Source organism: Paenimyroides viscosum, from assembly GCF_003858535.1.
Lineage (GTDB): Bacteria > Bacteroidota > Bacteroidia > Flavobacteriales > Flavobacteriaceae > Flavobacterium > Flavobacterium viscosum.
In genome coordinates this window covers 198,031-209,081 of record NZ_RQTJ01000002.1, presented here as the reverse complement: position 1 = coordinate 209,081, position 11,051 = coordinate 198,031, and the positions used below count along the sequence as shown (strand labels likewise).

Genomic DNA, 11,051 nt, shown 5'->3' with positions numbered 1-11,051 from the left:
ATATTTTTCCATCGAGCGAAATTTACGATGGTTTAAGCGCTGTTTACGATTATGCGCAAAACGGAGTAGAATTAAAAAAGAATATTCGTGAGTACTGGTGGAAATCAATGGTACAGATGCACGAAAATATTGTGGGGATCGATGCTTCTATCTTTATGCATCCAACCACATGGAAAGCTTCTGGGCACGTTGATGCTTTTAACGATCCGTTAATTGACAATAAAGATTCTAAAAAAAGATATAGAGCCGATGTTTTGATCGAAGATTACTGCGAGAAATTGTGGCAGAAGGCTCAAAAAGAAATCGAAAAAGCAAAAGGTCGTTTTGGCGATGCTTTTAACGAAGAAGAATTTATTACGACAAATCCGCGTGTTGTAGAGTATCTTTCAAAAAAGAAAGAGATTTTAGAGCGAATGGCATCTGGTTTAGATTCGGGTAATTTGGAAGATGTAAAAGCCTTGATTGAAGAATTGGGAATTGCCGATCCGGAAACTGGTTCTAAAAATTGGACCGATGTTCGTCAGTTCAATTTAATGTTCGGAACAAAATTAGGTGCATCTGCTGATACAGCTATGGATTTATATTTACGTCCGGAAACTGCTCAGGGAATTTTCGTGAACTTTTTAAACGTTCAAAAAACTGGACGTATGAAAATTCCGTTTGGAATTGCACAAACTGGTAAAGCATTCCGTAATGAGATTGTTGCACGTCAGTTTATTTTCCGTATGCGCGAGTTTGAACAAATGGAAATGCAGTTTTTCGTAAAACCGGGCGAAGAAATGACCTATTACGAATATTGGAAAGAAACCCGTTTAAAATGGCATTTGTCTTTAGGTTTAGGGCAAGAAAATTATCGTTTTCACGATCACGAAAAGTTGGCGCATTATGCAAACGCAGCAGCAGATATTGAATTTAATTTCCCGTTCGGATTTAAAGAATTGGAAGGGATTCACTCTCGTACCGATTTCGATTTAAAAGCACACGAACAACATTCAGGTAAAAAACTGCAGTTTTTCGATAACGAAACCAATTCATCTTATGTTCCTTATGTTGTAGAAACATCGGTTGGGTTAGATCGTATGTTTTTATCGGTTTTCTCAAAATCGTTGCAAGAAGAAACCTTGGAAGACGGATCAACACGTACCGTTTTAAAATTACCGAGTGTTTTAGCACCAACAAAAGCAGCAGTTTTACCATTAGTAAAAAAAGACGGCTTGCCAGAAGTTGCCCGCGAAATTATTGAAGAGTTAAAATGGGATTTCAATGTGGCTTACGACGAAAAAGATGCAGTTGGTCGCCGTTACCGTCGCCAAGATGCGTTAGGAACACCGTTTTGTATCACCGTTGACCATCAAACATTAGAAGATAAAACCGTAACCATTCGTCACCGCGATACCATGAAACAAGATCGTGTGTCTATTGCCGAATTACGAAACATTATTAATGAAGAAGTTTCTATGCGCAACTGGTTGCAGAAAATGAAATAATATAAAATATTGAATGTTAAAAGGTTGAGCGAAAGTTCAGCCTTTTTTTGTATATTTATCTTAATCTAAAAATAATATTATGATAAAAAAGTTACTGTATTCTCTAGTTTTATGCTTTGCGATTTCTATAAATGTAAATGCGCAAACGCAAGAAGATGAATTAAAAAACAACGATTGGTATATTCACAAGGTGGTTTTAAGCGGTGTGGAATATTTAGCGCCGGTAAATCAGGAACGTGCAAATTGGCAAGCGATTAAAAGTGAGTTTTCGTACATAACAAATAATATACTTTTATACTATTGCACAAGTTGTACTTTACAAGGAATTAATTTTTTACCCAATAATGAATTTAATGTTAATGATATGGTTTGTTTGGCAATGAACGACTGTAACAGACAGCTAGGTAATGATAATTCTGATTTTTTAGACAACTTTTACAATGTTTTTCAATTGAATTCACCCAATGCCGTTTTTCAATATCAAGTTACCACAATAAATTCATCTACCAAACAATTAAAAATAACGAATACCAATGGTGATGATGCTTATTTTATTAGTGCCAAACTTTCGGTAACTACTAAAGAGTTTAGTAAAGTAACTGTGTTTCCAAATCCCGTAGAAAGTAGTTTAAACATTAATTTAGAATCGGTTCCCGAAATGAACTGTAAATTTGTTTTTTACGATATATCGGGAAAACAAGTAAAAGTGGTAGATGATTTATCGGCAAAAATAATTTCAATCGATATAAGTGATTTACAAAACGGAGTTTATTTCTTAACCATATTAAATAACAAAGGAATAGTTCAAAAAACAGACAAGATCATTAAAAAGTAAAAATCGCCCAATTGGGCGATTTTGTATGTTTTGATATTACAATTTAAAAGTAATAATAGATCGTGGTGAATGATTCATTAAATCTTCGCTGATGCTTCCGTTTAACAATCGGGCAAAGCCTTTTCTGCCGTGTGTTCCCATTGCAATTAAATCGGCATCAACACGTTCTGCAAAATTTAAAATCCCTTTTTCAATATCTAAATCGTTGTAGATAGAGAATTCGTAATCGTCTAAATTATATTGTTTTAAAAAATCGTGCGCCAGCTGTTCGGCAATATGTGTTGGCTTAAAATTATTTGGTGTATTTACCATTAAAAAATGTGGTTGTGCGCCGTTTACTTTTAAGAAATCAATAATTTTTTGAAAACCTTCTGCAGTTTCCTCAGTAAAATCGTTAGCAAAAACTACTTTATTAAAACTTACTTCGGTTTCTGTACCTTTAATAGCTAAAACAGGAATTTCGGAAGTGCGGATAACCTTTTCAGTATTCGATCCAATAAACAATTCTTTAAATCCGCTAGCGCCATGTGATCCCATAACAATTAAATCAATATTGTTAGCTTTAGCAACATCGGTAACCTCGTTAAAAGTACGACCTAATTTTAAAATCTGCGATACATTTAAGCCGTTTAACTCTTCGGATAATGAAGTTTGCGTTAGTTTAGCTTCGGCATGCTCTTTAAAAAACATAATTTCAGGCAAATCATAACCTGGTTTAATCATGTCCATGGTTTCTTGTGGCAAATCAATTATATGTAATAAAATAATTTCAGCGCCCGATTTTCTTGCAATATTGGTAGCAGCTCTTAAAGCAATAGTAGCTTGTTCAGAAAAATCGGTTGGGACTAAAATCTTTTTCATCTTTTTACGAGTTATAGGGTTAGTAAATAAATATGTTAATTGTATAAATATACTTATAATATTGATAAATAACCAAAAAAATCAATTACTTAAATAAAATTTGTATATTTGCAAAGTTATTTATTGTTAAACTAAATAATGAGGGGACATAATTGTCCCCTCTTTTTATACAAAGGATGGATTTTAAAAGTAAAGTTAAAGGTTTATTAGAAGAAGGTTTGGCAGAACATCCAGAGCTTTTTTTGATAGATTTTTCTATTTCGGCAGATTATAAAATTTCTGTAGTAATAGATGGTGACAACGGTGTGGTTTTACAAGATTGTATTGATGTTAGCCGCAGCATAGAACACAATTTAGATCGTGAAGAACAAGATTTTTCTTTAGAAGTAGCATCGGCAGGTGCTACGGCTCCGTTAAAATTTCCACGCCAGTATAGAAAGAATTTAGGTAGAAACTTAGAAGTTACTACCAATGACGATAATATTACAGAAGCCAAGTTGATTGATGCCAACGAAGACTTTATAACATTAGAATGGAAAGCACGCGAACCAAAAAAGATTGGTAAAGGCAAAGAAACCGTTGTTAAAAACGCTGAAATTCCGTACATTAGCATTAAAAAAGCAGTAGTAGTTATATCATTTTAAAAAAAAATATTAATAATTTCATGGATAATATTGCATTAATTGATTCGTTTTCTGAATTTAAAGATTTTAAACATATTGATAGAGTTACCCTTATGGCAATTTTAGAAGATGTTTTTAGAAATGCATTGAAGAAAAGATTTGGTTCAGACGATAATTTCGACATCATTATCAATCCTGATAAAGGTGATATGGAAATTTGGAGAAACAGAATCGTTGTAGCAGACGGGGAAGTTGAAGACGAAAATTCAGAAATTTCATTAAAAGAAGCTCAGAAAATAGAACCTGATTTTGAAGTAGGTGAAGAAGTATCAGAAGAAGTAAAATTATTTCAACTAGGTCGTCGTGCTATTTTAGCATTGCGTCAAAACTTAATCACAAAAATTCAAGAACATGACAGCACCAATCTTTACAAGCAATTTAAAGACATGGTGAACGAAATATATGCAGCCGAAGTTAGCCACGTGCGCCCTAAAGCCGTAATATTGATCGATGAAAACAATAAAGAAATTATTTTACCTAAAGAAAAACAAATCCCATCAGATTATTTCAAAAAAGGTGAAACAGTAAAAGGAATTATTGAAAGCGTTGAATTAAAAGGAAACAAACCTCAGATCATCATGAGCAGAACATCTGAATTGTTTTTAGAAAAATTATTTGAACAAGAAATTCCTGAAATCGCAGACGGTATCATTACCATACAAAAAGTAGTGCGTATACCGGGCGAAAAGGCAAAAGTAGCCGTAGATAGCTACAATGAAAATATAGACGCAGTAGGTGCGTGTGTAGGTGTAAAAGGATCACGTATTCATGGAATTGTTCGCGAATTAGGCAACGAAAACATAGACGTAATTAGTTATACCAATAATGCAGAATTGTACATTCAACGTGCATTAAGTCCTGCAAAAATTAACAATATATCAATTAACGAAACAAGTAAACGTGCAAATGTTTTGTTAGATATAAGCGAAGTTTCAAAAGCAATTGGTAAAGGCGGTCAAAACATTAAATTGGCAAGTTTACTAACAGGTTATGAAATAGACGTAATAAGAGAAGGAACACAGATTTTAGAAGAAGACGACGTTGAGTTGCGCGAGTTCTCAGATGAAATCGATGCGTGGGTAATCGATGAATTTGTAAAAATTGGTTTAGATACAGCGAAAAGTGTACTAAAACACAGTGTAAGCGAATTGGTTCGAAGAACAGATTTGGAGGAAGAAACCGTAGAAGAAGTTTTAAACATTTTAAACGCAGAATTCGAAGACTAATTAAACACAACAACACAACGAACAAAAAATACTAAAAGGATCGTATGTCTGAAAATAGAATAATAAGAATAAATAAAGTTTTAAGAGAATTAAACATTTCTCTCGATAGGGCCGTGGAATTTTTGAAAACGAAAGGCTTTGAAATTGAAGCCTCTCCAAACGCAAAAATATCTGATGCAGAGTATTCAGCATTAGATAAGCAGTTTTCGGCTGATAAAGGGAAGAAGGAAGCTTCGAAAGAAGTGAGCGAAGAAAAGAAGAAAGAAAAAGAAGAATTACGTTTAGAACGCGAGCAAGAAGAAAAGCGCAAAAAAGAAGAAGACGAAAAACGTAAAAGAGAAGAAGAAAAACGTAAAAAAGCAGAAGAAGAAAAACGTAAAAAAGCAGAAGACGAAAAACGTAAGAAAGAAGAAGACGAAAAACGCGAACAAGAAGTTATAAAAGCAAAAGCTGAAAAAGTTACAGCTATTAAAACCGTTGGTAAAATTGATTTAGAAACTACTTCTAAAAAAGCACCAGCTACTACAGATTCTAAAAATTCTTCAGACAATAAAAAAGCGCCTTTAAACGCACCAAACAATAATACGGATAAAACAGAAAAAACTTCTGTAAAACCAGAAACTCAAGCAAAACCAAAAGTTACACCAAAAGCTGAGGCTGAAAAGAAAGATCAACCTGTACTAGAAACGCCGGCTGAACAACCAGCAGCGGTGCAAAAAGTAACAGAATCTACAGAGCCAAAAGCAGAAGAAGCTTCTAAGGAAGAAAGCCCAGAGTCTGAAATTATAAAAACACAGTACCAAAAACTTTCTGGAACAACTTTTACAGGTCAAAAAATTGATTTATCTCAATTCAACAAACCTAAAAAGAAAAAAGAAGATCCTAAAAAAGACAACAAACCGGGTGCTAATAATAACGCTGCAAATAATAAAAACAAGCGTAAGCGTATAGAAAAACCAGGAACACCAGGTCAACAAGGTGCTAACGCAAATAAACCAAACACTCCTGGACAAGGTGGTCAAAACCGTCCGGGTCAAGGTGGTAATCGTGCAGGCGGAAATTCTAAATTTCCAAATAACCGTAATACCGCTGGTGGTAACAGAAACTTTGGTAATAAAAACCAACCGGTTGTAAAAGTAGAACCTACAGATGAGGAAGTAAAAAACCAAATCAAAGAAACGTTAGAACGTTTACAAGGAAAACAAAACAAATCAAAAGCTGCAAAATATCGTAAAGACAAGCGTGAACTTCACCGTAAAAAAGAAGAAGAAGCACGTGCAGACGACGATTTAAAAATATTAAAAGTAACAGAATTCGTAACTGTTGGTGAAGTTGCTACAATGATGAATGTGCCAATTACGCAGGTAATCGGAACATGTATGGCATTAGGTATTATGGTAACCATGAATCAGCGTTTAGATGCTGAAACATTAACGATTGTTGCCGATGAATTTGGATACGAAGTAGAATTTACTACAGCAGACATCGAAGAATCTATTACAGAAGATGTAGATAGCCCTGAAGATTTATTACCTCGTGCACCAATTGTAACGGTGATGGGTCACGTAGATCACGGTAAAACATCGTTACTAGATTATGTTCGTAAGGCAAATGTAATTGCTGGTGAGTCTGGTGGAATTACACAGCACATTGGTGCGTATGGTGTAACATTAGAAAACGGACAAAAAATCACGTTTTTAGATACACCTGGTCACGAAGCTTTTACTGCAATGCGTGCGCGTGGAGCGCAAGTAACCGATATTGCAATTATTGTAGTTGCTGCCGATGATGATATTATGCCGCAAACAAAAGAGGCAATATCGCACGCACAAGCAGCAGGTGTGCCAATTATTTTCGCAATTAATAAGGTTGATAAGCAAACAGCTAACCCTGAAAAAATTAAAGAAAAATTAGCAGCAATGAATTTCCTTGTTGAAGAATGGGGAGGTACATACCAATCACAAGATATATCTGCAAAATTTGGTCAAGGTGTACCAGAATTGTTAGAAAAAGTGTTGTTAGAAGCAGAAATGTTACAATTAACAGCAAACCCTAATAAGCCAGCAGTTGGTACGGTAGTAGAAGCATTCTTAGACAAAGGTCGTGGATATGTATCAACAATCTTAGTTCAAAGCGGAACTTTAAAAATTGGTGATTACTTGTTAGCAGGTAAAAACCACGGTAAAATTAAAGCAATGCATGACGAACGTGGAAAATCTGTAAAAGAAGCAGGTCCTTCTCGTCCAATATCAATCTTAGGATTAGATGGTGCACCAACAGCAGGTGATAAGTTTAACGTATTTGCAGATGAGCGTGAAGCTAAAGCAATTGCAGCAAAACGTACACAGTTAATCCGTGAGCAATCGGTTCGTGCACAACGTCATATTACATTGGCAGAAATTGGTCGTCGTATTGCATTAGGTGAATTTAAAGAATTGAATATTATCTTAAAAGGAGACGTTGATGGATCTGTTGAAGCATTATCAGACTCGTTCTCTAAATTATCAACAGATGAAATTCAAATCAACATTATTCACAAAGGTGTAGGTGCAATTACTGAATCTGATGTATTGTTGGCTTCGGCTTCTGATGCGATCATTATTGGTTTTAACGTTCGCCCAATGGGTAATGCAAAAACAATTGCAGATAAAGAAGAAATCGATATCAAAACATACTCGATCATTTACGATGCTATCGACGATATTAAAGATGCAATGGAAGGTATGTTGTCACCAGAACTGAAAGAAGAAGTAACTGGAACTGCTGAAATTAGAGAATTATTCAAAATTTCTAAAGTGGGTACAATTGCAGGATGTATGGTTACTGATGGAAAAATCTTCCGTAACTCTAGAATACGTTTAATTCGTGAAGGCGTGGTAATTTACACAGGTGTTTTAGAAGCATTAAAGCGTTTTAAAGACGATGCTAAAGAAGTTTCTAAAGGATACGATTGTGGTATGCAGATTAAAAACTACAATGACTTAAAAGAGTACGATATCATAGAGGCTTTCCAAGAAGTAGAAGTGAAGAAAACGTTGAAATAAGCGTTTTTAGTTAAATATTTGATAAAGGAGCCATACGGCTCCTTTTGTCATTTTGACAGCTTTGTTGTTTTTTGTATTTTGGCTCAACATTTGATAAATACTAATAAATTAAATACTACAAATAAAAGATTATGGGATTATTATTAATGGGAATCATTATGCTTGCCAGCTGGTTGGTTGGAAAGCAATTAAAAAATAAATTCGAAAAATATTCAAAACTCCATTTAAGAAATGGTTTAAGCGGTGCAGAAATTGCAACAAAAATGTTGCATGATCACGGTATTTACGATGTAAAAGTAATATCAACACCAGGTAGATTAACCGATCACTACAACCCAATGGACAAAACCGTGAACTTAAGTGAAGCGGTATATAATCAACGAAATGCAGCCGCAGCCGCAGTAGCAGCACACGAAGTTGGGCATGCCGTACAGCACGCAACCGCTTATAGTTGGTTAACCATGCGTTCTAAATTAGTACCTGTAGTTAGTATAGCATCAAATTTTGTACAATGGGTATTATTAGCCGGGGTTTTATTAATTAACACATTTCCTCAGTTATTATTAATTGGTATTGTATTATTTGCTTTAACAACTATTTTTTCTATTATTACCTTACCGGTAGAGTACGATGCTAGTAACCGTGCATTAAAATGGTTAGAAACAAAAAATATGGTTACCAGAGAAGAATACGCGGGAGCGAAAGACTCATTATCTTGGGCCGCTCGAACTTATTTGGTTGCCGCTTTATCATCAATTGGTACCTTATTGTACTATGTGATGATGTACATGGGAAGAAGAGAATAAAAAAAAACGAGCTTTAAGCTCGTTTTTTTTGATTAAAACCACGTTTTTTGGTTTCTTATATAAGTATTGTAAAATTCTTCGTCTGATTTGGTTAGATATATAATCCCTTCAACCAATCCTATAATTGTAGTTGCAGCCAAAATAAAATATCCAATTAAGAAACATGCTGTAAGATAACCTGCCAATCCTAAAACAAGTAGAATGATACCTTCTGTATTGTAACCCAACACAAATTTATGGATTCCTAAATGTCCTAATATAATAGCTAAAATACCTGCCAACATTTTTTTACTGTTAGCGTCTTGAAGATTATTAGACGATTGGTAATTATTTTGTTGTTGATAATTGCTTTGTTGATTACCGTACTGATTTTGTTGTTGGTTGAAATTAGAAGGATTTGGACCTGTGTGCCATTGTTCTTCTTTTCTTTCGTCTGAATTTTGATTTTCCATAGTCATTAAGTTGTTATTTTTTTTAAATATAGCAATAATTTTATCAACAATAACCTGTGCCAGTTTTTCTTTGCTTTCTATTGTCCAGCCTGCAATATGTGGCGATAAAAGCACGTTTTCAGCAATAATAAGATACCTGAAAGCTTCAGGCAGTTCGTTGTCTGAAAACATATTTTCAAAAGAAGATTTTTCATATTCTAAAACATCCAATCCTGCACCTTTAATCTTGCCCAATTTTAAAGCATCAACCAAATCGTTGGTACAAACCGATTTTCCTCGCGCGGTGTTTATCAACCAAAACGATTTTGCAAAACCATTGATAAAATCCTTATTTACGTAATGATGCGTATCGGGAGTTTCAGGTGTGTGCAAACTTAAAATATCACTGTGAAGTTGTAAGTAATCTAACGAAACCTGTTGCGCATTTCCATCGCCCATATTGGGTTTAATATCATAACAAATTACCTTGCAGTTAAAGCCTTTTAAACGTTGTGCAAACGCTTTTCCCATATTGCCGTAACCTATAATCCCAACCGTTTTGCCTTCTATTTCAATACCTCGGTTTTCTTCGCGTTTCCAAACACCGTTGCGAACTTCTTTATCTACATACGATAATTTGTTCATAAGGTTTAAAAGCATTCCCAAAGCATGTTCGGCAACAGCAGTTTTGTTACCTTCAGGAGCTGCAATCAGTTTAATTCCTTTTTGTTCGGCATATTCGCAATCGATATTTTCTAATCCGGCACCAACGCGACCAATGAATTTCAAGTTAGTAGCGGCATCTAAAAAAGCTTTATCGATCTTAAAACGACTGCGTAAAACAATACCGTCATACTGATGGATTATTTGTTCGATTGCATCTTTTGGAGCATAATAATTTTCGTCGTTTTCAAAACCTACAGCGGTTAGCTGTTCAATTAATAACGGATGGTTTTTATCAAGGTGTAATATTTTCATTAAGATTTAATCTTTTACTTTGCCAGATTTCTATCAAACTAAATTAGATAAAAATTTTGATTATGATCAATTTAAAATAACTTAAAATAAACTTTCATTTATTTTTGAAACTTTAAAAACTTAATTGTACATTTGATCTATGGAATTCAAAGAAGCAAAAAATAAATTTGTACAATCGTGGGGAGCTTTAGGCTCGCAATGGGGCATTAATAAAACCATGGCGCAGATTCATGCATTGTTAATGATTTCTACCGAAGCGGTTTCTATGGAAGATATTATGGAAGAATTGCAGATTTCGCGCGGAAATGCTTCCATGAATTTAAGAGCTTTAATGGATTGGGGAATTGTTTACAAAGAATACAAACCGGGCGAACGTAAAGAGTTTTTCATTGCAGAAAAAGATTTAGATGAATTGGCGGTTAAAATTGCGAAGGAACGAAGCAAACGCGAAATTAAACCTGCTTTAAAGGTATTGAAAGAAGTTTCTACCATTAAAACGAATAAGACTAACGAAGAAAAGCACTTTGTAGAGCAAACAGGCAAATTGTACGATTTTGTTTTAAAAGCAGATAATGTTTTAGATAAAGTAACCGAATATAAAGACAATTGGCTGGCAAAGCTGGTGGTTAAAATAATGAAATAAGATTAAAAAAATTTAAACAGAACTTTCAAATATTTCTGAAACTTTAAAATAATATAA

General features: G+C 34.3%; 9 protein-coding genes and 1 pseudogene. 7 read left to right on the top strand and 3 right to left on the bottom strand.

Annotated features, from left to right (window positions below; all coding sequences use genetic code 11):
- Positions 1–2: 2 nt before the first annotated feature.
- Both EG242_RS02085 and EG242_RS02080 read left to right on the top strand, forming a co-directional pair.
- Positions 3–1,487, top strand: coding sequence for a glycine--tRNA ligase (locus EG242_RS02085; protein WP_235831844.1), 1,485 nt, complete (start codon positions 3–5; stop codon positions 1,485–1,487).
- A 79-nt stretch (positions 1,488–1,566) separates the two neighbouring features.
- Positions 1,567–2,322 (top strand): T9SS type A sorting domain-containing protein, encoded by a 756-nt coding sequence (locus EG242_RS02080; protein WP_124898254.1) that lies wholly within the window; start codon positions 1,567–1,569, stop codon positions 2,320–2,322.
- Between the two features lie 36 nt (positions 2,323–2,358).
- On the opposite strand, the gene EG242_RS02075 is transcribed toward EG242_RS02080, so the two are convergent.
- The gene (locus EG242_RS02075) at positions 2,359–3,183 is read right to left on the bottom strand and encodes a universal stress protein (protein ID WP_124898253.1); all 825 of its coding nucleotides are present in this window, start codon (positions 3,181–3,183) and stop codon (positions 2,359–2,361) included.
- Positions 3,184–3,359: 176 nt separating this feature from the next.
- Here EG242_RS02075 and rimP point away from each other — a divergent pair, with 176 nt between their 5' ends.
- The 4 genes from rimP (at position 3,360) to EG242_RS02055 (ending at position 8,942) form a co-directional block, all read left to right on the top strand.
- Positions 3,360–3,827, top strand: coding sequence for a ribosome assembly cofactor RimP (gene rimP / locus EG242_RS02070; RefSeq protein WP_124898252.1), 468 nt, complete (start codon positions 3,360–3,362; stop codon positions 3,825–3,827).
- A 20-nt stretch (positions 3,828–3,847) separates the two neighbouring features.
- The gene (gene nusA / locus EG242_RS02065; protein ID WP_124898251.1) at positions 3,848–5,092 is read left to right on the top strand and encodes a transcription termination factor NusA; all 1,245 of its coding nucleotides are present in this window, start codon (positions 3,848–3,850) and stop codon (positions 5,090–5,092) included.
- 44 nt (positions 5,093–5,136) lie between these two features.
- Entirely contained in the window at positions 5,137–8,136 is a 3,000-nt protein-coding gene (infB, locus tag EG242_RS02060; protein WP_124898250.1) for a translation initiation factor IF-2, read from the top strand.
- Between the two features lie 131 nt (positions 8,137–8,267).
- Positions 8,268–8,942 carry a zinc metallopeptidase gene (locus tag EG242_RS02055; RefSeq protein ID WP_124898249.1) on the top strand — a complete coding sequence of 225 codons (675 nt, stop codon included), beginning with the start codon at positions 8,268–8,270 and terminating at the stop codon, positions 8,940–8,942.
- Positions 8,943–8,974: 32 nt separating this feature from the next.
- Here the strand turns inward: EG242_RS02055 and EG242_RS14980 are convergent, their stop codons facing one another.
- Together EG242_RS14980 and EG242_RS02050 are read right to left on the bottom strand one after the other, a co-directional pair.
- Positions 8,975–9,226: a TM2 domain-containing protein gene (locus EG242_RS14980; RefSeq protein ID WP_235831845.1), complete on the bottom strand. Its 252-nt coding sequence runs from the start codon at positions 9,224–9,226 to the stop codon at positions 8,975–8,977.
- A 192-nt stretch (positions 9,227–9,418) separates the two neighbouring features.
- A pseudogene (locus EG242_RS02050) lies at positions 9,419–10,351 on the bottom strand (2-hydroxyacid dehydrogenase); the annotation flags it as partial.
- A 139-nt stretch (positions 10,352–10,490) separates the two neighbouring features.
- Here EG242_RS02050 and EG242_RS02045 point away from each other — a divergent pair.
- Positions 10,491–10,994 carry a GbsR/MarR family transcriptional regulator gene (locus EG242_RS02045; protein ID WP_124898247.1) on the top strand — a complete coding sequence of 168 codons (504 nt, stop codon included), beginning with the start codon at positions 10,491–10,493 and terminating at the stop codon, positions 10,992–10,994.
- Positions 10,995–11,051: the final 57 nt, after the last annotated feature.